20 protein-coding genes (1 of these 20 running past the window's edge) are annotated in these 25,430 nt (G+C 73.2%); 8 read left to right on the top strand and 12 right to left on the bottom strand.

All coding sequences use genetic code 11. The features are described 5' to 3' along the window. Positions 1 to 54: 54 nt before the first annotated feature. Positions 55 to 510, bottom strand: coding sequence for a PIN domain-containing protein (locus WMF26_RS42515; RefSeq protein ID WP_437951786.1), 456 nt, complete (start codon positions 508 to 510; stop codon positions 55 to 57). A 114-nt stretch (positions 511 to 624) separates the two neighbouring features. Here WMF26_RS42515 and WMF26_RS42510 point away from each other — a divergent pair, with 114 nt between their 5' ends. After that, positions 625 to 2,013 (top strand): hypothetical protein, encoded by a 1,389-nt coding sequence (locus WMF26_RS42510; RefSeq protein WP_437997370.1) that lies wholly within the window; start codon positions 625 to 627, stop codon positions 2,011 to 2,013. Between the two features lie 234 nt (positions 2,014 to 2,247). Here WMF26_RS42510 and WMF26_RS42505 read toward each other — a convergent pair whose 3' ends face one another. Together WMF26_RS42505 and WMF26_RS42500 are read right to left on the bottom strand one after the other, a co-directional pair. Continuing rightward, positions 2,248 to 3,585, bottom strand: a complete 1,338-nt coding sequence (locus tag WMF26_RS42505) for a glycosyltransferase family 87 protein (protein WP_438002484.1) — start codon at positions 3,583 to 3,585, stop codon at positions 2,248 to 2,250. Between the two features lie 79 nt (positions 3,586 to 3,664). Next, positions 3,665 to 4,393, bottom strand: coding sequence for a caleosin family protein (locus tag WMF26_RS42500; protein ID WP_437997369.1), 729 nt, complete (start codon positions 4,391 to 4,393; stop codon positions 3,665 to 3,667). A 532-nt stretch (positions 4,394 to 4,925) separates the two neighbouring features. Between WMF26_RS42500 and WMF26_RS42495 the strand changes: the two genes are divergently transcribed. Next, entirely contained in the window at positions 4,926 to 5,480 is a 555-nt protein-coding gene (locus WMF26_RS42495; protein WP_061623088.1) for a hypothetical protein, read from the top strand. 115 nt (positions 5,481 to 5,595) lie between these two features. Beyond that, positions 5,596 to 5,928: a hypothetical protein gene (locus tag WMF26_RS42490; protein ID WP_437997368.1), complete on the top strand. Its 333-nt coding sequence runs from the start codon at positions 5,596 to 5,598 to the stop codon at positions 5,926 to 5,928. 102 nt (positions 5,929 to 6,030) lie between these two features. Here WMF26_RS42490 and WMF26_RS42485 read toward each other — a convergent pair whose 3' ends face one another. Beyond that, positions 6,031 to 7,083, bottom strand: coding sequence for a XylR N-terminal domain-containing protein (locus tag WMF26_RS42485; protein WP_437997367.1), 1,053 nt, complete (start codon positions 7,081 to 7,083; stop codon positions 6,031 to 6,033). Between the two features lie 225 nt (positions 7,084 to 7,308). Further along, entirely contained in the window at positions 7,309 to 8,706 is a 1,398-nt protein-coding gene (locus tag WMF26_RS42480) for a cytochrome-c peroxidase (RefSeq protein WP_437997366.1), read from the bottom strand. 414 nt (positions 8,707 to 9,120) lie between these two features. On the opposite strand from WMF26_RS42480, the gene WMF26_RS42475 reads away from it, so the two are divergent. Both WMF26_RS42475 and WMF26_RS42470 read left to right on the top strand, forming a co-directional pair. Beyond that, positions 9,121 to 11,895, top strand: a complete 2,775-nt coding sequence (locus WMF26_RS42475; protein ID WP_437997365.1) for a serine/threonine-protein kinase — start codon at positions 9,121 to 9,123, stop codon at positions 11,893 to 11,895. Then, a complete protein-coding gene (locus tag WMF26_RS42470; RefSeq protein WP_437997364.1) occupies positions 11,892 to 13,775 on the top strand; it encodes a PEGA domain-containing protein in 1,884 nt (627 codons plus the stop codon). The genes WMF26_RS42475 and WMF26_RS42470 overlap by 4 nt, the downstream gene beginning before the upstream one ends. A 19-nt stretch (positions 13,776 to 13,794) precedes the next feature. Here the strand turns inward: WMF26_RS42470 and WMF26_RS42465 are convergent, their stop codons facing one another. Then, the gene (locus WMF26_RS42465; protein ID WP_437333794.1) at positions 13,795 to 14,325 is read right to left on the bottom strand and encodes an FHA domain-containing protein; all 531 of its coding nucleotides are present in this window, start codon (positions 14,323 to 14,325) and stop codon (positions 13,795 to 13,797) included. A gap of 302 nt (positions 14,326 to 14,627) precedes the next feature. On the opposite strand from WMF26_RS42465, the gene WMF26_RS42460 reads away from it, so the two are divergent. After that, a complete protein-coding gene (locus WMF26_RS42460) occupies positions 14,628 to 16,565 on the top strand; it encodes a ribonuclease R family protein (RefSeq protein ID WP_437997363.1) in 1,938 nt (645 codons plus the stop codon). A gap of 103 nt (positions 16,566 to 16,668) precedes the next feature. On the opposite strand, the gene WMF26_RS42455 is transcribed toward WMF26_RS42460, so the two are convergent. The 4 genes from WMF26_RS42455 to WMF26_RS42440 all read right to left on the bottom strand — a co-directional run bounded on the left by WMF26_RS42455 (position 16,669) and on the right by WMF26_RS42440 (position 22,536). After that, on the bottom strand, positions 16,669 to 18,552 hold the full coding sequence (locus WMF26_RS42455; RefSeq protein WP_437997362.1) for a hypothetical protein: 1,884 nt from the start codon (positions 18,550 to 18,552) through the stop codon (positions 16,669 to 16,671). A gap of 17 nt (positions 18,553 to 18,569) precedes the next feature. Next, on the bottom strand, positions 18,570 to 20,645 hold the full coding sequence (locus tag WMF26_RS42450) for a protein kinase domain-containing protein (RefSeq protein WP_437997361.1): 2,076 nt from the start codon (positions 20,643 to 20,645) through the stop codon (positions 18,570 to 18,572). Between the two features lie 118 nt (positions 20,646 to 20,763). Beyond that, a complete protein-coding gene (locus tag WMF26_RS42445) occupies positions 20,764 to 22,155 on the bottom strand; it encodes an ABC1 kinase family protein (protein WP_437997360.1) in 1,392 nt (463 codons plus the stop codon). A gap of 42 nt (positions 22,156 to 22,197) precedes the next feature. After that, entirely contained in the window at positions 22,198 to 22,536 is a 339-nt protein-coding gene (locus tag WMF26_RS42440) for a DUF3634 family protein (RefSeq protein ID WP_020740483.1), read from the bottom strand. Positions 22,537 to 22,719: 183 nt separating this feature from the next. On the opposite strand from WMF26_RS42440, the gene nadA reads away from it, so the two are divergent. Further along, positions 22,720 to 23,679: a quinolinate synthase NadA gene (nadA, locus tag WMF26_RS42435; protein WP_061621779.1), complete on the top strand. Its 960-nt coding sequence runs from the start codon at positions 22,720 to 22,722 to the stop codon at positions 23,677 to 23,679. 14 nt (positions 23,680 to 23,693) lie between these two features. Here the strand turns inward: nadA and WMF26_RS42430 are convergent, their stop codons facing one another. Beyond that, positions 23,694 to 24,281 (bottom strand): hypothetical protein, encoded by a 588-nt coding sequence (locus WMF26_RS42430; protein WP_437997359.1) that lies wholly within the window; start codon positions 24,279 to 24,281, stop codon positions 23,694 to 23,696. Between the two features lie 8 nt (positions 24,282 to 24,289). Beyond that, entirely contained in the window at positions 24,290 to 25,120 is an 831-nt protein-coding gene (locus tag WMF26_RS42425) for a hypothetical protein (RefSeq protein ID WP_437997358.1), read from the bottom strand. 181 nt (positions 25,121 to 25,301) lie between these two features. On the opposite strand from WMF26_RS42425, the gene WMF26_RS42420 reads away from it, so the two are divergent. Next, positions 25,302 to 25,430, top strand: the 5' portion of a protein-coding gene (locus tag WMF26_RS42420) for a DUF4920 domain-containing protein (RefSeq protein ID WP_437997357.1). 417 nt of this gene lie beyond the right edge of the window; 129 of the gene's 546 nt are visible here — the first part of the coding sequence; its start codon is at positions 25,302 to 25,304; its stop codon lies beyond the right edge, outside the window.

The following is a 25,430-nucleotide window of genomic DNA, read 5'->3' as shown; positions in this document are numbered from 1 at the left end:
CGGGACGGCGGGTGTCGACGAGCGGCTTGCCGCTCGGCGCGGTGCGTTGGCGCGTCAGGCGAGCCGCGCGTGTTGCGGCCGTGTGACGTCGCAAACCACGCCGTGGTACTTGAGCAGGCCCTCATCGAGGGTCACGACGGTGGCGTCGGTGCGGTGGGCGGCCCACAGGTACACGAGGTCGGTCGCGTTGGCGAAGGGCCTGCGGCCGCGCATGCGCTTCGTCAGCAGGGCGAGGAACTCGGCGATGACGCCCTCGTCCTCGGGCGCGACAAGCTCGACGGCGAGGCCTCCCAGCGCGCTCGCGGCCGCGGGCGCGCCCCGGCGCGACGTCGCGAGCCGTTGCTCGGCCACGTACACCTCCAGCCACAGCTCGGGCGGCGCGAGCACGCGCGCCGCGCCCGCGGCCACGGCCGCGCGGGCGCGCTCGAGAAACGCGAGCGCGTCCGCGTGCCCGGGCTCGGCGGGCTTCATCGAGGCGATGGCGACAGAGCTATCGAGCACGAACCGCATGAGACCTCACCGGCGGCGGCGAGAGCCATAATGGCACACCCTGGCACGGCGGGGCGCCCCGGAGGCGGAAAACCCGCTGGTTGTGCACGGTACATGCCTTGCCTATCACCGGACATGCGAACATTGCTGCGCCGTATTCTCGTCGCGTCCCAGTGGGGCGCGAGCCTCGCGCTGGCATCCGCCTGCGGCCCGCACGTCGAGTCTGGCGGGGGCTCGGCCTCGCCTGAAAGCACGTCGTCGCAGTCCGGCGGGGGCTCGACCTCGCCTGAAGGCACATCGTCGCAGTCCGGCGGGGGGTCGACCTCGTCTCAAAGCGCATCGTCGTCGTCCGGGGGCGGCGGCGAGCCCGGCCCTTCGCCGCTCGAGCCGTATCCGGATCCGACCTGCTTCGGTCCGGAATACGACGACGGCTATCACGGCCGGTGCTGTTACGAGGTGCACTGCGCCGCGCCGGTCGACGGCGTCTGCCCCCCGGCCACGACCACCGAGATTCCGCTGGACCTCGGAGGAATCGCGCCCGGCTCGGGATCCTGCATGTGCTACCGCGAGGACCTCACCGATGCGCTCGAGGGCCCGTACGCAAACCGCGACGCGTCGGCGCCCGAGAGCTGCTGTTATTTCGTCGGGGTCATCAGCTGCGAGGGGCGACCCCTCCTCGTCCGGGGCGAGCCCCGCGTCGCGCCGCTCGCGCGCGCCCCGAGCGCCTGGTCCCAGACCGACGTGCGGCGCTTCGAGCGCGCGCTTGCCGACACCGACGTGGGCGAGCTTGCGCCCGCCGAGCGCCGCGAGCTCGCCCGGCGCTGGGCCGAGCGCGGCCAGAACGAGCACGCCTCGGTGGCCTCCTTCGGCCGCTTCGCGCTCGGGCTGATGGCGATCGGCGCGCCTCCCCAGCTGCTCGAGGCGGCGCACCGCGCCGCGGTCGACGAGGTGCGGCACGCGCGCCTCGCGCTGGCGATCGCCTCGGCCTACGCGGGCGAGCCGGTGGGCGTCGGCCCGCTGCCGCTGGGCGGCGCGCTCGACGACCTCGGCTCGCTCGAGGCCCTCACCCTCGCCGCCGTCGTGGAGGGCTGCATCGGTGAGACCCTCTCGGCCATCGAGGCGGAGGTCGCCGCCCAGGCCGCGCAGCCGCCGGCGGTGCGCATGGCGCTCCTCTCGATCGCGCGCGACGAGGCGCGCCACGCCGAGCTCGCCTGGGCGTTCGTCCGCTGGGCCATCGCCGAGGGCGGCGCGGGCCTGCGGGCGCGCGTCGCCGCGGCCTTCGCGCGCGCGCTCGACCAGGTGGCCGCCGAGGCGCCCGGCGGCGCCGGCGGCGAGCTCCCGTCCTCCCACGGCTTCCTGCCCGCCGACGAGCTCCACCGGCTCCGGCAACAGGCCCTCACCGACGTGCTCCGCCCCGCCGCCGCGGCGCTCGTCGGCGCGCGCTCTTCGTCGGCAGAGCGCGAGTTCAGCGGCGCCAGCCGGAACGTCATCCTGAGCGCCGCCGCGACGTACCTGTCGACGTGAGCGCTCGCCGAGAACACCGCCTCTCGTGAGCGCCGGCGGCCCTTCGGCGCGCCCTGGTTCCGCTCAGCAGGAGTCCGCCCAGGGATCCGGAGAGAGAGAATTTAACGCAAAGGCGCAAAGGCGCAAAGGCGCAAAAAGACATGTAGTTTTGCGTCTTTGCGCCCTTCGCGCCTTTGCGTTGAATCTCTCTTCGCTCGCGACGCAGATCCCTGGTGGGATCTCTGACCCGCGGCATTAGCGGCGGGCGGTGGCCAGGCCGCTCGCCATCTCGCGGTCGCTCGCCGGCAGGGGCGACTCGCGCGCGGTGGGGGCGTCGCGCCGCTCCCGCCAGAGCAGGAACATGCCGAACGCGTAGATCGCGAGCAGCACATACAGGTTCACCGAGAGCGCGAGCTCCGGCAGCCGCCCCTTGAAGCGGTCATAGACGTACGGAAAGTCGATGGTGGCGAGCGACAGCAGGACCACGAGCGCGCCCATCTCGAGCCGGCGCTCCTGCGCCGCCGCGCGGTCGAGCGCGTAGAGCGCGGCCGGGAAGAGGTAGAGCACGTGGTGCACGTAGGTGAACGGGCTCGCCACGACCATCGTGACGAGCAGCGGCAGGAGCAGCCGCAGCGAGCGCGGCGGCGAGGGGGAGCGGCCTGCCAGCGCGAGCGCGGCGCCGAGGAGGAGCAGGACGGTGATCGCCGACGCGAGCTTGACGGCGGCCGCGCCCCCGTCGAAGAGCCGCGCGTAGAAGCCGGCGAGCGAGAAATTCGGCACCGTCCCCGGGTCGAAGAGGCCCGGGATCTTGGCCCCGTGCGACATGCGCGGTAGCCGCCGCAGGAACTCGAGCCACGCCGGCCCGGCGCCGAACGGCAGGCTGACCAGGACGAGGGCGGCGAACCCGGCGGCGAGGCCGGCGAGCGCGCGGAAGCGCCGCTCGATGACCCAGGGGATCGCGAGCAGGATCGGCGTGACCTTGATCCCCGCGGCGACGGAGAGGGCGAGCCCCGCGGGGATGTCCTTGCGCGCCATCGAGAGCGCGAGCGCGGCGCAGATGAACGCGAGGACCAGCGGGTTCACCTGCCCCATGGCCAGGCTGTTGCGCAGGTTGAGCGCCCACGCGAGAAAGGCGATGAGCGCGATGATGACGGTGGGGACCGCGGTCCGGCGGGCCGCGCCGAGCGGGTCCGGCGACGCGCGGCGGACGGCGAACACGGTGAACGTCGCGGCGAGGCCGTAGCTGATCACGGCGATGCTCGACCAGGTCTGCTGGGCGATGCTCGGGCGCAGGCGCGCGAGCCACGAGAAGGTGTGTGCGAAGAACGGCGGATACAGATAGGGGAACGTCGGATCGTGCGGGAGCCGCAGCTCCGTCGCGATCGCCTCGAGGACCTCGACGTCGTACACGTCGAGGCCCCGGCGGGCCGCGACGGCGGCCGCATAGAACGATTTGAAATCGACCGCGACTGGCTGCTTGAGGACGATATCGAGGACGCAGAGCCAGGCGGCGCCCGTGGCAAACGCGAAGATGGCGAGGTAACTCGGGAGCTCGCCCGAGAGGCGCTTTTTGACGGCGGCTGCGAACGGCATCACGGCGCGCACGTTCTGGCGTGTTCGTCCACGTTGTCAAGTGTCCTGGCCGGAGCTCCGGCGCCGCCGATTCCGCGGATCACGCCGGCGCGCTCGCGCTCGTTCTGGCGCCCTGCTTCTCTCGCTCGAGCTCGTAGAAGAGCGTCCCGTCGTACATCCGGCGCAGCTGCTCGCGCGTCAGCTTCCCCCCTTTGCCGGCGAGCGCATAGAGCACCGCCCACTCGCCCGCCGACGCGAGGAACCCGAACACGTCGAGCAGGTCGCGATCTCCCAGCGTGCGCGCCACGAGCTCGCGCGCGTTCAGGGCGCCGTCGCGGTCCTTGTCCCAGCGCGCGAACAGCTCGTCGAACTTCTGCGGATCGAACCTGCCGTCCTTGTCGTAGACGCCCGTGTCGCTCGCGTGCTTCGCTCGGTGGATGTTCTCGAGCGTGATCGAGAGCGTGGGGACGAACGATCGGGACGTCGGGAGCCCGAGCGCCCCGTTGATGACGAGCGCGAACCACGCGGAGAGCACCCGCCCGATCCCGATCGCGCGGAGCCCTTCGTAGGTCTCGCGGAGGGTGATGATGCCGTCGTGGTTCCTGTCGAAGAAGGCCGAGTGCATCTCGAGCGCCGTCCTGTCGCCGAGCGCCGCCGGCTGCGCGCCGCGCGCGTCCCCGGTCGCCGACGCCGACACGAACGTCGCCGGCCCGCGCCCCTCGCCCTGGGCCGCGCCGCGCGGCGGCGGTCCGCCGTCCGCCGCGCTCCCGGGCACCCGTGATGGCTTGGTCGGCTCGAAGGTCCTCGGTCCGCCGTTCAGCTTGTCCATGGTGCTCCTCTCCCGCGTCCGCGGCCGCGACCTTGGCGCGCGTGCCTGGCCGGGCGCGGAAGCACGATGCGGGCCGACGCCGCGCGCAACGGGGCGGGGCTCGCAACCTGCTGGTCTCGCGTCGCGGCCGGCTCCGCGACGTGAGGCCAATTGCCTCGTGAGTGGGCCAGCGGTCACAAAAATGGCCCAGGCTGGCGCACTCGGCCGTAAGGCGCCGCGTGGGGCGGTGGTCGCGTTCGTCCGGAGAGGGCTTCGTGCGCGTTCGTCCGGAGAGGGATCCGTGAAGGAGGCTTCCCACGTCCGCCGCCGCCCGGTCGTGAGCGAATGTCTCAGCGCGGGCGGCGCGCGCCGGGCCGGCCGCTCGCCGCGACGAGCACGGCCGACCCGGCGCGCTCGCCGGGTGCGCGCGCCTTGTCCTCTCGCGCGGGCGGGCGTGCTGCCGGGCCGGCGCGCCTGCGTCGGCCTGGATCACGGAGCGCGGTCCGGCGCTGGGCACAATCTTGCTTGGCGCGTCGCGACGAGGTGGAACGATATGGCAACACTCTCGACGTCTGCATGGGTACTGCATGAGCTCGGTCTCGCCGCGGGGTTCGGCGGCCCTCTCTTCGGCCGGCTGGCGCTGCACCAGGCGGTCAAGGATATCCATTCCGAGGCCGAGCGCGGCAAGGTGCTCGCCGACGCATGGCAACGATACAACCTCGTCAACGCGATCTCGCTGGGCACCGCCGCGGCCACCTGGTTCATCGGGCGGACGATGATCTCGGGGCGATCGATCGACGAGGAGACCCGCAGTCTGGTGCGCCTCAAGGACTTCCTGCTCGGCGCGACGCTCGCGACGAGCCTCGTCAACATGGTGAGCGGACGTGAGATGAGCGAGCAGGCGCCCGGCCGCGCCGTGCCGATCCGGGACGGCGACACGCCGTCGCCGCGCACGCCCGCGAAGGCGGCGGGGCTGCAGCAGCTGCTCAACGTCATGGGGCCGCTCAACATCGCCCTCACGGCGGGGGTCATCGGCGTGACCACGGTCCTCGCGATGAAGTCCGGCCGCTCGACGAAGTGGAGCTTCATCTCCCGGCTCCTGCCCTGAGCCGCCCCCTCTCCGGCGAGGCGCCCTGGCGCCCCGCGCAGCTCCGGCAGCGGGGCTCCTCTCTCCGGGGCCCGCGCCGACGCGCGCGGCGCCGCGCTCGTGGTACGATGGCCCGATGAAGGTGATGACACGCATGGCGCTCGCCGCGCTCGCCCTCGCTGCGCTCGCCCTCCCCCTCGCCGCCTGCAGCAGCGGCCACGGCGAGGAGGGCTGTCCTGAGCTCTGCGAGCGAGCGGTGGAGTGCCCGGGCGCTCCCATGACCGAGGACAGCTGCCTGGACGCCTGCGGCGCGGAGACGGAGCAGGCCGAGGAGGCTGGCTGCGAGGACGCGTGGGAGTCCTACCTCGAGTGCCGAAACCACGCCGAGGACAACTGCGATCCGGCGAAGTACGAGGAGGAGTGCAGCATCCAGCTGGAGTCGCTGAACAGCTGCCTCCAGCGCAGCTAGCCCCGCCCGCCAGCAGACGCTATCAAGGCCGGCGGGCCCCCCCTCGGCGCAGGCCGAAGAGCCGCTGCCCGTCGGCGCGGCGCGGGGCCGTCCGGCCGCGCGTCAGCCCATCTGCTGTATGCATGTCTTGAGCCCGTCCTTCAATGTCGCCAGCGTCTGCACCTGGTCGAGGTTCACGCCCAGACCCACCACGGTTTGCGCCACCGCGGGCGCGATGCCGGTGATGATGAGCCGCGCTCCGAGCAGCGAGACCGCTCGGATGATCTTCACGAAGTGGTTCGCCGTCGCGGTATCGACGGCATCGATCCCGGTGAGATCGAGGAGGATGTAGCGCGATCCGCTCTGGACCACGGCCTCGAGGAGAGCCTCCGTGACCCGGGCCGCCCGCGTCGAATCCATCACACCGACGAGCGGCAGCGCGAGCACGCCCTCCCATACCTTGATGATCGGCGCGGACAGCGCGGAGATGGCCGCCTTCTGGCGCTCGATCGTCATGAGCTTCTCCTCGAGCTCGCGCGCGATGGAGTAGCTCGTCGCTGCGAGCGACTCTTTCCACGGGGTCGCCTCGGGGCCCCAGGCCTCAGGCGATCGAATCTCGACACGACACTCAGGCGCCCCCATCCCTGCGCATGCGTGCTCGATCGCGATCAGCGGCGCGCCAAAAAAGGCAGAGGACCAGCCGCTCGCGTAGCCGGCGAGCGAGTGGCACACCGGGCCCGTTGACAGCCCGAACTCCCTGACGTGCACCTCCGCCTCGTACGAGTGACGCCAGAGCACCGTCATGTGAAACCGGCCGGCCTTCCTGTCAAAATCGATCTTCGTCGGCTCGACATGGACGATGCCTTCCCATGTGTGCATCACGGGCCCGGCCGCGAGCTGGTCGAGCTCCGTATCCCAGGAATACCGGGTCGACATCGACTCATGATCTCCTGCGCCGCACCGATAGCCGAACTGCGTGAGCAGCGCGCGCGCCATCGCCTCGCCGAGCTGCGAGTAGAGCAGCTTGCGGAGGTGTGCAAAGGCGTCCTGCCGGAAGATCAACATCCGGTCGCTGCCCAGGAGGATTTTGCCCATGGCAGGATGAAATTCCAGGACTTTGCTAAGATCGAACTCGTTGACCTTCAAGATCTCCTCCCCGCGCGGGCGGTGGTCCATGTAGCGTGGTCCGCTCAGCGCGTCATCATCTGGCGGCTAAATCTGGCGGCTAACGGGCTCATGCATCGCATGCAGAGAACATGTCCGGTGGCCAGGGAGGTTGGCAGATACAGCCTTCGAAGCCAAGAGGGCAGAGCAGAGATCGCGACGGTGGAGCGAGCATCGTGGGGGGGCGGCGCTGCGCGAGAGCACCGCGCCCGGCGGAGCGCCGCCGCCCAGCCGCGGCTACTGGAAGCGGTGGACCGGGCGCCCGCTCGGGACCTCGTCCGGGATGAGCTTCCTGAGCTGCTTCGGCGTCGCGCGCGGGTCGAGCAGCGCCTCGCCGACGAAGGCAGAGAGCCAGCGGATCTCCTGCTCCGAGAGCTCGATCGGCTCCTCCAGCAGGGGGTCGACGGCGGCGAGCACCGGCGCGAGCGGGCCCATCTCGCCCCGCAGGTCCCGATCGAGGTGAGCGTTCGTGTACTCCGTGGCCGACGTGTAGACGTCGAGGTGGTGGCGGATGGCGCCCTCCAGCGACGTGAACGAGCCGTTGTGGAAGAACGTGGGCTGGAGGGCGACGTTGCGCAGCGGCGGGGTCCTGAACTTGTACCGGTCGGCCGGGTCGCCCGTGACCTGCTCCAGCCCGAAGTCCTCATCGCCGTTCGGGCCGTCGAAGACGACGTTCGAGAGCGCCGGGTCGTCGGTCGGCGCGATCTGCGGGACGCCGATGGCGTGCTGCTGGAAGTCGCTGAACATCTCGTTCGACGGCCCCGACACCGCGTGGCAGCGGACGCACCCCGCCTCGCCGAAGAAGAGCAGCGCGCCGCGCTTCTGCTCCAGCGTCATCGCGCTCCGCCGGCCGCGGGCGAACCGGTCGATGGGCGCGTCGGCGAACGTGAGCGACATCTCGAACTCGGCGATGGCGGCGGCGATCATCTCGTAGGTGATGGGCTTCCCGCGCTTCACCGCGTCGAACCGCTTGCCGAACCGGCGGCGGTACGCCTCGACGTCGTTCACGCGCGCGGCGACCTCCTCGCGCACGACGTCGTGCGACGCCGGCGCCTCGTACCCGGTCATCTCGGGGATCTCGGTCGGCGGGATGAACGCCTGCGCGGTGAGCAGGTGGGGCAGGGACGACAGCGACATCCCCTCCGGCGAGGTGAACGAGAAGCCCTCGCTGTTGTCGAAGGGGTCGCCGGACACGGCGAAGAAGCGCGAGTTCCACATCAGGGTGGGGTAAAAGGCCGTGTTGATGACGGTGGGCGAGCGGCGCTGGTTGCGCGGCCCCGCGCGGCGCGGCCCGACGACGCCGTTGTTCTCGATCCCGATGGCGATCGACTGTGTGTCGGCGAAGCCCGCGGTGGGCGAGTGGCACCCTGAGCACGAGTTGTCGTCATTCAAGCCGAGGATGCTGTCGAAGAACAGCTCACGCCCGAGCTTCGCCAGCTTCCGGTCGAGGCTCCGCCCGAGGCGCGACTCCAGCGTGGACTCGATCTCTCCGGTGAAGCCGTGTCGGGCGAGCGTCGCCTCGAGCTGCTCATCGACGTGAGAGCCCTTGGCGAGCGCCGGGCGCGCGAGGAGGAGCGTCACAACGAGACAGGTCGCCAGGGCGGCGAGCGCCGGCACGAGAGATCGCAGGGTCATGGTGCCTCCAGCTCCCCCGGCGGGGGAGGCGCGCGTCGGGGCGCGTCCGTGAGATCAACCAGTCCTGCCCAGATCCTGGCCGAGCGGCGGTGAATCGGATGCTGGGAAATCTAATGTTGCGAGTCGGCGACCGGCAAGGACAATCTTCCATGATTCAATAGACTTACTGCGTCTCCGGGAGTCCGGTTACCGCGTTATCTGCGGTTGCCGCGCCTACATTCGGCGGCGACGCTGCGGCGTGGCGCGGCGCGGCGTGGCCGCTCGCGGCGCGGCATGACCGCGCGGCCGCGTGGCGTCGTTGTAGGTGTGTGGCCGGCGCTCCGCGTCGGTGCGGCGCCCCCGCGCAGCGCGCCTCCGAGGTCGCCCGATACTCACGCTTTGTGGGGCGCGATGGGACGTCGTATGCTTGAGGTGATGGGCCGGACAGCAACTCTGGCGGATCCGACGGCGCTCGTGGGGGGCGCGCTCACCGGGGGATATCGGGTCGCCCGCGTCCTCTCCGCGCAGGGGTTCGGCGTCGTATTCGAGGCCCGGAGCCCCTCCGGCCGCCGCGTCGCGCTGAAGGTCCTGCGGCCCGACGTCGTCACCGAGGACACGCTGTCGCGGCTCAGCCGCGAGGCGAGCGTCACGTCGAAGCTCGACAACGCCCACGTCGTGCCGATCGTCGACGCCGGCCACGACCTCGAGCGAGATCTCGCCTACCTCGTGATGCCGCTGCTCGACGGCACCGACGTCGCCGCCCTCCTCGCCGAGACGGGCCCGCTCGCGCCCGAGGTCGCCGTGCGGATCGCGCTCCAGGCCGCCGCGGGGCTCTCGGCGGTCCACGCCGCGGGCCTCGTTTACCGCGACGTCCGCCCGCCGCGCCTCTTCCTGGAGCACCTCCCGACCGGCGAGATCCTGGTCCGCGTCTTCGGCTTCGGGCTCTCGAAGGGCTACGACACGGCCGCCTCCGATCCGGGCAAGGCGAGGAGCACCGGTCCCCAGCGCGACGAGTCGGGGCCGCGGGATCGCGCCGCGGACGTCCGGGGCGACGTGTTCGGCCTGGCGGCGACGCTCTACGAGATGCTCTGCGGCGTATCGCCGTGGGCCGAGCTCGACGTCACGGCGGACACCGCCGACTTCGGCCCGGCGGACACCGCGGCGGACGCGCCGTCGCCCCTCGCGCAGCTGCCGTCGATCCAGGACCGCGCCCCGTGGATCGAGGCGCGCCTCGCGACCGCGCTCTCGCTCGCGCTGCACAGCGACGTGGACCGGCGCTACCCGTCGATCGAGGCGTTCGCCGAGGCGCTGCGCGCCGCCTCCGGCGGCGAGGAGCGGATCACGATCGACATGCTGAGGCCGCTCGATCCCGAGCTGCGCGAGGCGATCGCCGAGCGCGCCGGCGCCGAGACCGATCCGCTGGTCGGCCGCGAGCTCGGCGGCCGGTACGCGGTGCGCCGCCTGATCGGGCGCGGCGGCATGGGCGCCGTCTACGAGGCGGAGTCGCCGGAGGGGCGGCGGGTCGCGGCCAAGGTCATCTTCAAGAGCGCCGTCGGGCAGGACGACCACGCCGTGCGCCGCTTCATCCGCGAGGCGCGCGCGGTGACCGCGATCCAGAGCCCGCACGTGGTCAAGACGTTCGAGCTCGGGACGGATCTCACGCTCGCCACCCCGTTCATCATCATGGAGCTCTTGCACGGCGTCGATCTCGCCAGGCTCCTCCGGATGCGCGGGCCGCTCGAGCCGGCGCCGGTCGTGCGCGTCTTCATCCAGGCGGCGCGCGGGCTCGCGGCGGCGCACGCCGAGGGGATCGTGCACCGCGACATCAAGCCGGCGAACCTCTTCCTGCACGCGCCGTTCGAGGCCGCGATGAGCCGGGCGTCGAGCTCGATCGCGCCGCCGCCGTCCACCCAGCGCGGCGCCCTCGCGGCGGCGCCGCCGCCGTCGACCCGCCGCGGCTCGAGCTCGGTCAGGCCGCCGCCCTCCGGCCAGCGCCTCTCCGGCTCGATCCGCCCGCCGCCGTCGACGCGCCGCCCGTCCGGCTCGATCCGCCCGCCGTCCTCGAGCGACCGCCGGCTCGTGGTCAAGGTCTGCGATTTCGGCATCGCGAAGCGCACCGGCGACGGCGTCTCGCACGAGCTCACGCGCGCCGGCGGCGTGCTCGGGTCGCCGATCTACATGTCGCCCGAGCAGGCGAAGATGGCGAGGGACGTCGATCGCCGCTCCGACGTCTGGAGCCTCTCCGTCTCGCTCTACCAGGCGCTCTGCGGGAGCTGCCCCTGGGATCCGAACGCCTCGCTCGCCGAGCTGCTGCTGTCGATCTGCACCGAGCGCGCGCCGCCGCTCGCCGCGGCCGCGCCGTGGCTCGATCCGGCGCTCGCCTCCGTCGTGCACCGCGGCCTGAAGCGCGATCCCGGGGAGCGATGGCAGAGCATGGAGCAGCTGATCGCCGCGCTCGAGCCGCACGCGGAGGGGACCGAGGTCGTCACGCTCGATCAGCTGCGCGGCATCGACGCGGAGCGGCGCGCCGGCGCCACCCCGATGTCCGCGCTGCGCAGCGAGTCGAGGCTCGCCCGCTCCGCCGAGGGGGAGGAACGCTCGATCGGCGGCAGCTCGTTCACGGCGTCGCAGGCGCCCGCGGGCGCCGCGCGGCGACGCTTCGTCGGGGCGGCGGTCACGGCGGTGGCCCTCGCCGCGGTCGGCGGCGGCCTCGCCCTGCGCGCCTCGACCGGCGGCGAGGTGCGCGCGCCGCCCGCCGCGCAGCGCGAGCCCGCGCCGCCCGCCGCGCCCGCGCCGACGCCCGCGCCCGCGCCCGCGCCGACGCCCGCGTCCTTCACCGCGGTCGTGACGCTCCCGAAGGAGGCGACGGTGCGGGTCGACGGCGCGGAGCGCCCGGTGAGCGATGGCCGGCTCGACCTGACCGGCCAGGCCGGCGACACGTTCGAGGTCGAGGTGAGCCGCGGCGGCGCGACCACGAAGGAGACGGTGTTCATGCTGAGCGACGGCCGGCTCCTGCCCGATCGCATCGAGCTCGAGCCGCCCGCGACGGCCTCTGCCTCGGCCGCGGCGTCCGCGCCGGCCCCGCGCCGCGACCGGCCGCGCCGCGCGCCGCGCGGCTCCTCCGCGCCGGCCGATGGGTCCACGTCCTCCACGGGGGCGCCCGCGGCCCCGCCGGCCCCGACCGCGGTGATGCCGGTCGATCGGTGGTGATCCGGACGCCGCGCGCCCCTCGCGCCGCGCGGCGCTCCGTCGCGGTGTCCGCGCTCGCCGCGGCGCTCGCGGCGCTCGCGGCGCTTGCGCCGCCGGCCCTCGCGCAGCCCGAGCCGGCGCCGCCTGCCGCGGCGCCCGCGCCCTCGCCGTCCGCAGCGCCGCCGACGCCCTCCGCGGCGCCCGCGGCCACCGCGCCGGCCGACGAGGCGCTCGCCCGGGCCAAGGCGCTCTTTCAGGAGGGCAACGAGCTGCGCAAGATCGGCGACTGCCAGCGCGCGCTCGAGCTCTACCTGCGATCGCGCCGGCTCGTCGCGTCGGTGCCCAACACCCTCAACGCCGCGTTCTGCCTCGATCAGCTCGGTCGTTACGACGAGGCGCTCGAGCTCTACGAGGCGCTGCTCACCGATTTTCGCGCCGAGCTCGGCGAGCCGGAGCGCAGGAGCGTCGCGTCCACGATCGCCGCGCTGAGGGCGCGGATCGGCAGCGTCCTCGTCTCGTCGAACGTCGATGGCCTGGTGCTCATCGACGGCAGGCCGCGCGGCCGCATCCCCCTCTCCGGCCCGATCCGGCTGCTCCCCGGGGGCCACACGCTCCGCGTCGTCAAGGACGGCTGGCGCACGTTCGAGGCGATCGTGACCGTCCGGGTCGCCGAGACCGCCGTGGTGGACGCGAAGCTCGAGCCGCTCGCCAACACGGGGCGGCTGAAGATCGAGGACGAGCGGCTCGTCGGCGCGGATCTCTTCATCGACGGCACGCTCATCGGGCAGCTGCCGTGGGAGGGCGCGCTCGCGCCCGGCCCGCATTTCTATTCGGTGCGCAAGGGCAACCTCGGCTCCGCGCCGCGCGAGGCGAACGTCGTCGCGGGGCAGCTCGCGGTCGCCACGGTCGAGGCGGGCCCGCTCGGCGAGGAGGTCCGCGTCGTCGCCCAGCCGCTCAGCGCGGATCTGGCCATCAACGGCGTCCCGGTCGGCAAGGGGCAGTGGCGGGGGGCGCTGCCGCTCGGGCGCCACACCTTCGAGGCGCACGAGCCGGGCTATTTCGCGCGCACGCTCCGCACGACCGTCGATCGGACGACGACGGGCGATATCGTCCTGCCGCTCGCCATCGACGAGGCCCACCCGCGCTGGGGGCGGAGGGTCGGTGTCTTCCGGCTGGAGGCGGCCTCCGGCTACGCCTTCGCCTCGTCGCTCGAGAGCGACGCCGAGCGGAGCTGCGGCAGCTTCCGCTGCTCCAACGTCTCGCGCCCCTCCGGCTTCCTCGCCGGCCTGCGCGGCAGCTACGAATTCCCGATCGGCGCCGCCATCGAGCTCACGGCCGGGTACCTGAGCCTCCACACGGCGCTCGAGCGCTCCCTCGACACGACGTACCTCGCGCCGGGCGGGGGCACGGCGCGGCTCCCCATCCGGTACACGTTCCAGGACGACATCGACCTTGCCGGCGTGACCGTGATGGTCGGCGGCAGCTACCATTACGGGCTGTCGTCCTGGTTCGACGTCGGCGGCGCGCTCGGGCTCGGCGTGGTGCTGGCCGAGATGCGCGACGCGGTGACCGGCGCGGCGTCCGACGCGCGGAGGACCGTCGCCGTGGCCGTGCAGAACGCGGGCAACGGCGTCCGCGCCGCCGCCCCGTTCGCGATGCCGGAGCTCAGGCTGCGGCTGAAGCTCGGGCGAATCACCGCCAGCGCCGGCCTCGGCGTCGCCTTCTTCCTCGTCGACGGCCCGCCGCTCGAGACGGGCAGCACCTACGTCGTCGGCGCCGAGTGCGACGAGGCGGACCCGACGGTCGACTGCGCGCCGGGCAAGAAGGTCGTGTTCGAGGAGCTGGCCCACGGCACGTTCACGATGTTCCTTCCGAACGTCGCCGTGGGATACCGCTTCTGAGCGCCGGCGGCCGCGGCGCTCATCGGCTCGCCTGGTCCCTCTCGTGGCGCGCCTGCTCCCGCACGACGTCGAAGAGCCGCGCCGCGTCGAGCAGCGAGGCCGTGAGCCGGCCGAACTGGATCACATCGCCGACCGCGACCTCCGCCGGCTCGTTCTCGGAGAGCAGCTTGCCGTTCACGCGGGTCCCGTTCTGTGAGCCGTTGTCGATGAGCACGAGCTGCCCCTGCGCGCTCTGCCGGAAGTGCGCGTGCAGCTTCGAGACCGACGGGTGGCGCAGCACCACATCGCAGTTGCGCGTGCGGCCCACCGATATCTGATCGGGATACGGATTGCCCTTCGCCTTGACGACCTCGAACACCTCGCTGGTCGGACCGGGCGGAGGCGGCGGCTTGCGGTGCGCCGCGGGCGAGGCGGCGACCGTCCGGAAGGCAAATTGCTGGTTGTCCGCACCAGCCTCGGACACCACGAGGAGCAGGTTCGTCACCCTGCGGACGAAGCGGTCCCGAGGCATCAGACGCGCCAGCTCGATGATGTCCCCTGATTCTTCCACGATGCGCCGAGTATAAGCCGATCCCGAGGAGCGGAACGTGGGTGAGCGTACTTTGCCGTAGCGACACGCCCACGTCTCAGAAGCGCGGTCTCGCGGCCGCCATTGCGCTGGCGCACATTGCGTCTCCAAGGCGCCGCGCGGCGCCTCGAGTCAGAATCGGTGTTCCGATGTAAGCGCACGTGGTGCCCTGGGGGCGCACCACCCCTGTTTCTCGCCGCGCGGTCGCGCCTCGGCACCGATGCGGCGGCTCGGCGGGCAGACCGCGCTCGAAAACGCCGCGACCTGGCGTACCTTCCGCGCCCATGCACGCACTGGTTCGTGGACGCATCTCGGTCAACCCGCGCGGCTTCGGGTTCCTGAACATCGAGGCCTCTCCGGAGAAAGGAGGGGCGCCGGGCAGGCCGCCTCTGGTCCCGGCGACCGCCTTCATCACGCCGCCCGATCTGAACCCGTTCCTCGACGGCGACGTCGTGGACGCGGTGGTCGTCGAGGCGGAGCCGGGCCGCTACAGCGCGTCGCAGCTCGCCCTCGTCCATCGCGATCGCGCCGAGCTCTTCGGGACGGTCGTGTCGCACGCGAAGCGGCCGCACCTCCGGGTCGATCGCCTCGTCTCCAACACGGACTGGCCGTTCAAGCCGGGCGCCGCCGACGACCTCGCCGAGGGCACCGCGGTGGTCGCCGTCATCGAGGGCGCGGCCGTCGTCCCGGCGCGGGTCGTCGCGCCGGGCGCCGATCTCGGCATCGAGCGCTGCCTCGCCCGCAACGGCGTGCGCGCCGTGTTCCCGGGCGAGGTCGTCGAGGCGTCGCGCGCGGCGGCGGCGGCGGTGTCGATCGAGCGCGAGCTCGCGCGGGGCCGCCGCGACCTGCGCGAGCTCACCACGGTCACCATCGACGCGCCCGTCACCACCGACATCGACGACGCCCTCGCCGTGCTGCCGGCCGGGCCCGACGGCGCGCTCCGCGTGTTCGTGTCGATCGCCGACGTGGACGCGTTCGTCCAGGAGGGCTCGCCGCACGATCTCGAGGCCCGCGCCCGCGGCACGAGCGTCTACCTCGCCGGCCGCGTCATCCCGATGCTCCCCGAGTCGATCTCCAGCGAGGCGGCGAGCCTGCTCCCGGGGGTCGATCGGCTCGCGGTCACGGCCGAGCTGCGCGTCGATCCCGAGGGCGGCGTCACCGCGGTCGATCTCCACGAGAGCGTGATCCGCTCGCACGCCCGCCTCTCGTACGACGCCGTCGAGGAGTTCCTCACGACGGGCCGGTCCGCCGGCATCCCCGAGGCGGCGTGGCCGGTCGTGCGCTGGCTCCGCACCGCGGCCGCGCGGCTGTCGACGGTCCGCGCCGCGCGCGGCGGCGTCGAGCTCGACCGCGACGAGGCCTACGTGACGCTGGACGCCGAGACGCGCGAGCCGACCGCCGTCTCGCCGCGCTCGGACACCGGCGCGCACCGCCTCGTCGAGCGGCTGATGGTGGCGGCGAACGAGGCCGTGGCCAGCTGGCTCGTGGCGCGCGGGCTCCCGTGCGTCTTTCGCGTCCACGACGAGCCCACCGAGGAGCGCGTCCAGGCGCTCGAGCGCTTCGCGCACAACTTCGGCGTCGAGGCCGGGTTCGGCCCGCGCCTGAGCCCCCTCGGCCTCGCGGCGTTCGAGGCGCAGTACCGCGGCTCGGAGCTCGCGCCCGCCATCCGCACCGTGCTCGGCAAGGCGCTCGGCCCGGCCCGCTACACGGCCGCCGGGGGCCTGCATTTCGGCCTCGGCGCCCCGCTGTACCTGCACTTCACGTCCCCGATCCGCCGCTATGCCGACCTCGCCGTGCACCGCGTCATCAAGGGCTACCTCCAGGGCCGCCGCGATCAGCGCGTGGACGCCGAGGCGCTGGCGTCGCTCGCCCACCACCTGAACGCGCGGGCGCGCAGCGCCGGCAAGGCCGAGACGGAGCGGCACCGCATGCTCGTGGCGCGCCTGTTCGCCTCCCGGATCGGCGAGGAGATCGAGGGCAACATCGTGTCCATCAAGCCGTTCGGCCTCGTCGTCCAGATGGTCGAGTCCGGCGCGACGGGCACGATCGCGCTGGAGGCGCTGCCGGAGGGCCCGTACCGGATCGACGCCGCCGCCCAGGCGCTCGTCGGCGCGAGCCGCCGCTACGGCGTCGGCGAGCCGATCCGCGCCGCCATCGCGTCGACGAACGAGGAGCTCGGCCGCGTCGACCTCGTCCCCGCGGGCGCCCGCGGCGCCGCGTGACCCGGGCCGCGGCGCGCGCCCGCGGCCACGGCGGCGGCTCACGGCGCGCGCGCGGCCGCCGCTCGTGAGCACCTGGCGCAGCCGCTCCCGCGGCGCCCGGCGGCTACGGCGACAGGCTCACGACGAACGCGTCGGTGCCGTTCGCCGTGTGCTCGCCGAGCCCGAAGTCGATCCGCCCCTCGGCCGTACCGCAGAGCACGATGGCGCTGTTCACGGGCGAGATGGCCGTCGCGTTCGACTTCTGGTTGCCGGCGGCGCCGAGCACCTTGCCCCAGAGGGTCTTGCCCTGCGGGTCGAGCTTCGCGACGAAGGCGTCGAAGCCGCCGCCGCTCCGGAGCGGCTCGTCGCCGAGGGCGATCACGCCCTGCGCCGCGCCGGTCACCACCACGTTGCCGGCCGCGTCCGCGGCGATCGCCATGCTCTCCTGCGAGCCGTCGCCGGCGAACGACCGCGCCCACGCGGGCGTGCCGTCGGGGGCGAGCGACACCACGAACGCCGTCTGTGCGTCGTTGGCGTGGAGGGTCAGCTCAGGGCCGAAGTCGAGCTCGCCCAGGTACGTGCCCGTCACGACCACCGCGCCGGACGGGGTGACAGTGATCCCGGTGCCCGCCTGCGAGGCCGTGTCGCCGTAGTCCGAGAGCCAGACGCCGTTCCCGCTGCTGTCGAGCTTGAGGACGAACAGGTTCGGCCCGAGCCCGGTGTTCCGCACCTGCCGGCTCCCGACGGTCAGCGTGCCGTTGTACCGGCCGGTGAGGAACACGCTGCCCGCGGCGTCGACGGCCACGCTGGTGGCGAACTGGTTCGAGGTGTCCCCGTAGATCCTGGTCCACAGGACGGCGCCGAGCGGATCGTACTTCCGCACGAAGATGTCGGTGCCGCCCTCGCTGCTGGCGCAGACCGGGAGGGGCGGCGCCGAGCAGAGCAGCGATCCGCTGAAGTAGCCGGCGATCACGATGTTGCCGGCCGCGTCCACCGCGATGGAGCGCAGCGTCTGATCCGCGCTGTCCCCGATCTGGCGCGCCCAGCCGGGGGTGCCGTCTCTGTCCAGCGTGGCCACGAAGCTGTCGAGCGCGTTGACGCTGCTCAACGTCGCGCTGCCGAACGTGAACGACCCGTAGAACGTCCCGCCGATGACGAGCTTGCCGTCGGGCGTCACCGCGAGCCCGTTGAGCGTCTCGGCGCCGCTGCCGCCGAACCTCGCGCTCCAGCGGTGGGCTCCGGTCGCGTCGAAGCTCGCGACGTACACGTCGGCGGTGCCGATGCTCACCAGCGTCTCGTTGCCGAACTTGAGGGTCCCCGAGAAGGTGCCGCCGATATAGATGTTCCCGTCCGCGTCGACGCCGACGCCCGTCGCGCTCTGGATGTTCGGGTCGCCGTAGAGGGCCGACCAGAGCGGCGCGCTGCAGGCGAAGCCGTCGCAGTCCTCGTCGGTGTCGTCCGCGCACGTCTCGGTCGCCGGGGTGACCTCGCCGACGCACGGCCGCCACGACGTCCCCGTGATGTCGCACATCCGGAGCCCCGGCGCGCAGAGCCCGACGCCCTTCGTGTCGTCCGAGCCGCTGTAGCAGGTCTCGATCTGGCCCGGGGTGCACACGCACCCCGCGTCGGCCTCGTTCGTCTCGCCGTCGCAGTCGTCGTCCAGGGTGGTGCTGCAGTCCTCGAGCTTCGGGACCACGGCGCCCTCGCAGTCGCCGAAGCCCTGGCCGTCCGGCAGGCACCTCCGCACGCCGGCCGCGCACACGCCGACGCCCTCGGTGTCCGCGGGGCCGGGATAGCAAGCCTGCTCCTCGCCGGCGCTGCAGAGCGGCGCGCCTCCGGTGCCACCTCCGCTGCCGCCGCCGCCGCCCCCGCCCCCGGCGTCGGGCCTCGGGTTGAAGGGCACCGGGTCCGAGCACGCGCCAGGGAGCATGAGAACGAGCGCAGACCCGACGAGCATCGATCGAGCGCGCAGGGTTGTCCTCGTGACCATCAGGGGATGGAGCTCCATGTTCGGCGATGTTGACTTCAGTCCTGATGCGGCTTTCTCGTCTGGCGCTTCTTCTTCAAGTCGATGATGATCGTGCTGACGGGCGGCGGCGCGCTCGATGAGGCGCCGGGCGGGTCCGGGCGCATCGTCTCCGGCGCCTCCAGGGCGCGCGGCGGCTCGTCGGCGATCTCGGACGGGGAGAGCTGGGTGGGCCTCTCGCTCGCGCTCTGCGCGGGGAGCAGATCGTGCTGCTGGACCGCGTCGCTCTTGGGCTCGTCGCGGAGCGCCATCCACACCGCGACCACGCTCGCGATCACGAGCGCCACGCCGCCGATCGCGAGCAGGATCACGAGCTTCGGCGGCTGCTTCGGCGGAGCGCGGCGCGGCGCCCAGCCGGCGGCCGGCTGCTCGCCGTAGGGGGCGCTCGGGGCGTGCTGCGACGCGGGCGCGCCGTAGGACGCGCCGGTGTTGTGGAGCGAGGCCGGCGCGCTGTGGGGCATGCTGGCGGCGTGCGACGCGGCGGGGGCGCCGTAGGACGCGCCGGTGTTGTGGAGCGCGGCGGGGGCGCCGTGAGACGCGCCGGTGTTGTGGAGCGAGGCCGGCGCGCTGTGGGGCATGCTGGCGGCGTGCAGCGCGGCGGGGGCGCCGTAGGATGCGCCGGTGTTGTGGAGCGCGGCGGGGGCGCCGTAAGAAGCGCCGGTGTTGTGGAGCGCGGCGGGGGCGCCGTAAGAAGCGCCGGTGTTGTGGAGCGCGGCGGGCGCGCCGTAAGAGGCGCCGGTGCTGTGGAGCGCGGCGGGGGCGCCGTAGGACGCGCCGGTGTTGTGGAGAGCGGCTGGCGCGCTGTGGGGCGCGCTGCCGCCGTGGAGCGAGGCGGGCGCGCCGTGCATCCCGGCGTGGCCTGCTCCGGTGTTGTGCAGGGCCGACGGCGGCCCGTTCGGAGCGCCGGGGCCGATCTGCGCGAGGCTCGGATGGCCTCCGCGCGCCTGGGCGGCATCCATGGCGCTCGCGCCCTGGGCCCCGGGCGCCGCCACCGTGGCGGCCTCCCACGAGGTCGCTCCGCCGGGGCCGGGATCCGCCCCGATCGCGGGCGCCGAGCCCCTCTCGTTCCACCTCGCCCCCGAGGGGGCCGCCGGCCGCGGCGGCGGCTCGGCCGGCGCCTCCACCGAGGCGGGCGCCGCGAGCATCGGCGAGGGCTGCGGCGCGCCCGCCGACGGCGAGTCCCCCGCCGCGAGCCGCGCCGACGCGAACGGCGGCGGCTCTCCGCGCAGGAGCGCCCGCATGTCCGCCTGCATCGTGCGGGCGTCCGGGTAGCGCCGGTCGCGATCGAACGCGAGCGCCCTGTCCACGAGGGCGCACAGCCCCGGCGGCGCCTCCGGCGCGACGCTCGCGAGCGGCGGCGCCGCCATGGTCGCCATCTTCACGAGCAGCTCGGACTCCGTGCGCGCCTCGTGGATGCGCCGCTTCGCGATCAGCCGGAACATCGTCGCGCCCGCGGCGAAGAGGTCCGCCCGGTGGTCGACCGAGATGCCGCGCACCTGCTCCGGGGCCATGTACGACACGGTCCCGAGCGTCGCGCCCGTCCGGGTCCGCATCGCCGTCTTCACGCCATCGCGCATGCGGGCGATGCCGAAATCGAGCACCTTGAGGCGCCCGGTCCGCTCGACGAAGAGGTTGTCGAGCTTGATGTCGCGGTGGATGATCCCCTGATCGTGCGCCGCCCCGAGCACGTCGAGCAGCTCGTCCATGAGGCGCAGCATCTCGCCCGTCTCGATGTGGCCGAGCCGCTGGAGCCTGTCGGCGAGCGACTCGCCGTCGAGCAGCTCCATCACGAGGAACGGCGCGCCGTCCTCGGTCATGTCGATGTCGCGGATCTCGACCACGCCGGGGTGCCGGAAGCGATTGACCGCCTGCGCCTCCCGCTCGAACCGGGCGCGCAGGTCCTTCGAGCGCGCCACCTCGGGGTGGAGGATCTTGATCGCCTCGCGGCGCCCGATCTTGTGGGTCGCGGCGTAGACGGCGGCCATCCCGCCGATCCCGAGGAGGCGATCGATCGTCCATTTGCCCCGCAGGGTCGTCCCTACGCGCCTCTCGCAGGCCGCCCGCTCGTCGTCCATGCCCCGATCGAATGTCACAGCGCGCGGGATCGAGGTCAAGGTGAGAGCCGCGGCGGGGGCGACATCGTCTCGCTTCCCGTGCCTTCCCGGCGCCGACGAGCCTGCCACCGGCCCGGGCTCAATCGGGGATCGGGTGCATGCCGTCGCGCACCCAGGGATCGATGGTCGGCCGGAACGCCGCCTCGGTCCGGAGCCCCGCCAGCACGGACGCGAGCCCCCACTGCAGCCGATTCACGAACGTGAAGTCCTGCGGCATCTTCGGCACGTGGGGGATGGTGGGCATCTTCTCTCCCTCCTTGAAGGTGAGCCCCCGGATCCCGCGGGTCAGGTAGGCCACGGTCTCGCGCGCCTTCTCCGGGGAGCACTTCCAGGTCCCGTGCGTGCACAGCGGGACCATGAGCTCCATCGTGTAGCTCCGGTAGAGATCCCAGCTCTCGTCGTTCGGATCGTAGCCGAGCACCTCCACGCAGGCGCGGTCGAACTCCTTCCAGTCCGCGTCCATGGCGGCGCGCATGTAGCGCTTCATGCCCGCCACGAGGTCGGGCGGGAGCTGCTTGACGCAGCCGAAATCGAGGATCGCGACCCGGCCGTCCTCGTAGAAGCGGTAGTTGCCGGGGTGCGGATCGGCGTAGAGCCAGCCGTACCGCAGCATCGAGCGGAAGGTGAAGCGCCAGATCGAGAGGCCCGCGCGGTTCTTCGCCTCCTGGCTGCCGCGCTCGCAGAACTCGGCGTAGCTCATGCCGTCGACGAACTCGAGCGTGATGATCCGCCGCGTGGTGAGGCTGTGGTGGATCCGGGGAATGTAGACGTCCTCGTCCCCGGCGTTCATGCGGCGGAACAGGTCCGCCATCTCGGCCTCGCGCGCGTAGTCGAGCTCGGACAGGAAGACCTTGCGGAGCTCGTCGACGGTCTGCCGGGCGTTCAGCTTCTTGGCGATGGGCGCCATCATCGCCTCGAGCATCGAGACGCTCTTCAGGTCGTTCTCGATGGCCCTGTCCATGCCCGGGTACTGCACCTTGACGGCGACCCGCTCGCCCGCCTTCGTCGTCGCCCGGTGCACCTGCCCGATGCTCGCCGCGGCGAACGGCTCGCGCTCCCAGGCCGCGAACACCTCGTGGGGCGGCGTGCCGAGCTCCTGGATGACCATCTGCTCCGCGGCCTCGGGCGACAGGGGCGGCGCCTTGTCGAGCAGCTTCTTCAGCGTGGCCTGGAACTTCTCCTCGTACCCCGGCGGCGCGAGCCCGTCGATGTAGCTCGCCATCTGCCCGAACTTGAGCGGCAGGCCCTTCATCTCGCCGAGCGTCTTCAGCATCGCCTCGGCGGTCTTCTTCACCTCCTGGGTCATCTTCCGCCGCGCCTCGGCCTCTTCCTCTTCGGTCCGCGGCGCGCCGAGGGCGCGCTTCGCGCCCTCGATGGCGAACGGGAGGGTGCGGGGCGCGAGGCCGGCGAGGCGCGCGAGGCGCCCGAGCTTGGAGGTCGGCGGTTTGTCTCTGGGCTTGTCGTCGGCCATGCGGACTGACTCGTTAGGGTAGCGTTGGTCGGCGCGGAGCGGTCATGCGCCGACGCGGCGCCTCGGGGCGGCGCGGATCTTCGGAACCGGCCACAGGGACACGGTGTTCCTCAGCTGCTGAGCCTGCTCCGGGGAGATGTCCCCCTCCACGTGGACGCGGGCCTTCCGGTCCTCGACCACGACCCGCACCGCGCCCCGTCCGACCGGCGCCGCGCGGAGGACGTCCGTGATGTCGTCGAGCAGGCGCTGGGGCAGCCGGCCCCGGAGCAGCCGGACGTTGCGCCCCTCGACGCGCACGTAAAATAGCTCGTTCGCGCGGAGGAGGGCCACGGCGAGCGGAACGACGACGGCGAGCAGGGCGAGGGGGATCAGGAAGGACATGGCGGGTCGCCCACGACGAGAGCGCCTCCCCCAGGCTCACCCGCGGCGTCCCGATCGTGAGCCCGCGCCGGCCGTTGTCAACGCTGGCCGCGGGGGTTCTCGGCGCCCGCGAGCGCGCCCGCGAGCGCCGTCCGGGCCGGGGGCCCTGGTCAGGGGGGCGCGCGGTGCCTACCTTAGGACCTCATGACGAGCGCCGCGCCCCAGCCTGCCGCCATCGACCCGCGCCTGGATCTCCACGACGAGATCAGCCGCCTGAAGCGGGAGAGGAACGCCGTCCTCCTGGCCCACTACTACCAGGACGGCGAGATCCAGGACCTCGCAGACTTCCTCGGCGACTCGCTCCAGCTGGCCCAGCAGGCGAAGAAGACCACCGCGGACGTCATCCTGTTCGCCGGCGTGCACTTCATGGCCGAGACGGCGAAGATCCTGAACCCCGAGCGCATCGTCGTGGTGCCCGACCTGCAGGCCGGCTGCTCGCTCGCCGACGGCTGCCCCGTCGACCGCTTCCGCGCCTGGCGCGCCCGGTACCCCGGCGCGGTCGCGATCTCGTACATCAACTGCTCCGCCGAGGTGAAGGCGGAGAGCGACTACATCTGCACGTCGTCGAACGCCGAGAAGATCGTCCGCGCGATCCCCGAGGGGCAGGAGATCCTCTTCGCGCCCGACAAGAACCTCGGGCGCTGGCTCATCGAGCGGACGGGCCGCCCGATGCGCCTGTGGCAGGGCAGCTGCCTCGTGCACGAGACGTTCAGCCTGCGCAAGATCGTCGCGTTGCGCGAGCGCCACCCGGACGCGAAGCTCATCGCGCACCCGGAGTGCGAGGAGCCGATCCTGCGGATGGCCGACTACATCGGATCGACGACCGCGCTGCTCAAGTACACGATCGCGGACGACGCCGCGAAGTACATCGTCGCGACCGAGAGCGGCATCGTGCACCAGATGCGCAAGGCGTCGCCGCAGAAGGAGTTCATCGAGGGGCCGCCCGAGGGCAACTGCGCCTGCAACGAGTGCCCCTTCATGCGGCTCAACACGCTCGAGAAGGTCTACCTCGCGCTGCGCGACCTCGCGCCGCGCCTCGAGATGGCGCCCGAGCTGCGCGAGCGCGCGCGCATCCCGATCGATCGCATGCTGGCCCTCAGCTGAGCCCGCCGCGCGGCTCACCGCCTCGGGCACGCGTGGCGGCGCAGCGTGCAGATGTTGGTCCGCTCGCACGTCGTCGACATCGTGAGATCGCGGCAGGGGCGCCCCTTCTCGTGGGGCCGCTCCCGCGTCGCGCGGACCGGGTGCGGGCGCGGCTCGTGGGCCACGGCGCAGTCGTGGTCCCCCTCGCACGGCACGGGCAGCACGCGGAGCAGCGCGCACGCGCCGGCGTCGCAGTAGCAGACGATCCCCTGGTCCGTGACGGGCGGCTGCCGGTTCAGCCGCGGATCGGCGCCGCAGCGCTCGCCCGCGGGGTCGTAGCCGCAGTCCGCGTCGATCGCGCACGCGGTCGGGAACGCCTGCTCCCGGGGCAGCGCGGCGTCGTCGCCCGCCGTGGCCGCCGGGTCGTCCTGGCCGCCCGCGCTCGCGGCGCGCGTCGTCCCGACGCCGTCATGCTGCGAGCGCGCCGCCGGCGCAGGCGAGCGCGCCGCCGGCGCGGGCGCGAGCGAGCGCGGCGGCGCCGGCGGGCGCCCCAGGGCCGGATCGCCGCACGCCGCGAGGGCGAGCGCGGCGGTGAGCAGGAGGCGCCTCGCGCGCTCGCTCACCGCGGCGATCACAGCACCAGGGAGAGGCCGAGGGTATGGATGAACGAGCCTCGCGCCTGCGGCAGCCCGCCGATGGCGCGCCGCCGCCCCAGGCCGTCGATGGCCTGGGCCTCGCGCGTGGCGTCGCCGCCCCGGCCGAGGAGGAAGGCCCCCGAGCTCTCCAGCTCGATCGTGAGCCAATTGCGGATGAGGTCGAACGACACCCCGAGCCCCAGCGGGATGGCGACGTACGAGCCGCCGCGCTCGCGGATCGTGAACTCGCCCTCGGGATCGGAGACCCGCATGCGGCCGAAGTCGAACCGGTCATAGCCGACGCCGACCGAGACCCACGAGCGGGCGCGCTCGCCGAGCGGCAGCGTCGGCGCGAGGCGCGCGCCGAGCGCGAGGGCGCGCGCGGCGGGCGCGCCGTCCTCGCGCGGCTCTGCCGTGATCGCGCCGGGCTGCCCGAGCGCGCCTTGCTGCATGGCGAGCTCGTGCCGGGCGAGCACGACGAAGGCGGAGAAGCGCAGGTGCTCGACGATCTCCCAGCGCGCGTGGATCCCGAGCCCGATCGCGGGCTCCAGGCGAACGCGCGACAGGCGGCCCGCGTCGTCGCGCGTCCCGAGCCAGCTGACGAGGGCCGCGTCGGCCCCGATCTCGATGTGCCGGCCCCACGGCAGGCGCGGCGGCGGGGGCGCGGGCGGCAGCGGCGGCCGCGGCGGCTTCGCGGGCTCCTCGGCGCCGGCGTCTTGGGCGGGCCCGGCGGTCTCCGGCTCCTCGGCGCGCGCGGTCGCGGTGCAGGCGAGCGCCACCGCGCCCGCCGCCATGCCTCGTTGCACGAGGGCGCGAGCGGTTCGCATGCCCGCCCTTGTAGCAGGCTTTGGCGGCGGCCGGTCCCCGAGCTGCGGAGCCGCGCGCCCCGCTGCCGCGGAGCCGCGCGGCCGGCCCGCTCCCCCGGGAACATCGCGCGCCGGCGCCCCCGGGCGGCGCTCGCCCTCGGGCGGGTGGCAGGGGCCCGCCGGGTCGGGCAAACTCGCGTTCATGCGTGCAAAGCTCCTCGTCTCCCTGTCTGTCCTGGTCCTCGCGCAGCTCGGCTGTTCCGCCGAGCGCAAGCCCGACAGCGAGCCGGCTCCCGCGGCGGCGCCCGCCCCTGCCGCCGAGGGCGCCTCG

Origin of the sequence: Sorangium sp. So ce185 (assembly GCF_051526825.1) — a bacterium.
Lineage (GTDB): Bacteria > Myxococcota_A > Polyangia > Polyangiales > Polyangiaceae > Sorangium > Sorangium cellulosum_D.
The sequence above is the reverse complement of the archived record's forward strand: the minus strand, read 5'-3'. Positions and strand labels throughout refer to the sequence as shown.

What these genes read in the sequence shown, in the direction of transcription:
- WMF26_RS42515 (WP_437951786.1), bottom strand. Translation starts at nt 510, where the DNA reads ATGCGGTTCGTGCTCGATAGCTCTGTCGCCATCGCCTCGATGAAGCCC.
- WMF26_RS42510 (WP_437997370.1), top strand. Translation starts at nt 625, where the DNA reads ATGCGAACATTGCTGCGCCGTATTCTCGTCGCGTCCCAGTGGGGCGCG.
- WMF26_RS42505 (WP_438002484.1), bottom strand. Translation starts at nt 3,585, where the DNA reads ATGCCGTTCGCAGCCGCCGTCAAAAAGCGCCTCTCGGGCGAGCTCCCG.
- WMF26_RS42500 (WP_437997369.1), bottom strand. Translation starts at nt 4,393, where the DNA reads ATGGACAAGCTGAACGGCGGACCGAGGACCTTCGAGCCGACCAAGCCA.
- WMF26_RS42495 (WP_061623088.1), top strand. Translation starts at nt 4,926, where the DNA reads ATGGCAACACTCTCGACGTCTGCATGGGTACTGCATGAGCTCGGTCTC.
- WMF26_RS42490 (WP_437997368.1), top strand. Translation starts at nt 5,596, where the DNA reads ATGAAGGTGATGACACGCATGGCGCTCGCCGCGCTCGCCCTCGCTGCG.
- WMF26_RS42485 (WP_437997367.1), bottom strand. Translation starts at nt 7,083, where the DNA reads ATGGACCACCGCCCGCGCGGGGAGGAGATCTTGAAGGTCAACGAGTTC.
- WMF26_RS42480 (WP_437997366.1), bottom strand. Translation starts at nt 8,706, where the DNA reads ATGACCCTGCGATCTCTCGTGCCGGCGCTCGCCGCCCTGGCGACCTGT.
- WMF26_RS42475 (WP_437997365.1), top strand. Translation starts at nt 9,121, where the DNA reads ATGGGCCGGACAGCAACTCTGGCGGATCCGACGGCGCTCGTGGGGGGC.
- WMF26_RS42460 (WP_437997363.1), top strand. Translation starts at nt 14,628, where the DNA reads ATGCACGCACTGGTTCGTGGACGCATCTCGGTCAACCCGCGCGGCTTC.
- WMF26_RS42455 (WP_437997362.1), bottom strand. Translation starts at nt 18,552, where the DNA reads ATGGAGCTCCATCCCCTGATGGTCACGAGGACAACCCTGCGCGCTCGA.
- WMF26_RS42450 (WP_437997361.1), bottom strand. Translation starts at nt 20,645, where the DNA reads ATGGACGACGAGCGGGCGGCCTGCGAGAGGCGCGTAGGGACGACCCTG.
- WMF26_RS42445 (WP_437997360.1), bottom strand. Translation starts at nt 22,155, where the DNA reads ATGGCCGACGACAAGCCCAGAGACAAACCGCCGACCTCCAAGCTCGGG.
- WMF26_RS42440 (WP_020740483.1), bottom strand. Translation starts at nt 22,536, where the DNA reads ATGTCCTTCCTGATCCCCCTCGCCCTGCTCGCCGTCGTCGTTCCGCTC.
- nadA (WP_061621779.1), top strand. Translation starts at nt 22,720, where the DNA reads ATGACGAGCGCCGCGCCCCAGCCTGCCGCCATCGACCCGCGCCTGGAT.
- WMF26_RS42425 (WP_437997358.1), bottom strand. Translation starts at nt 25,120, where the DNA reads ATGCGAACCGCTCGCGCCCTCGTGCAACGAGGCATGGCGGCGGGCGCG.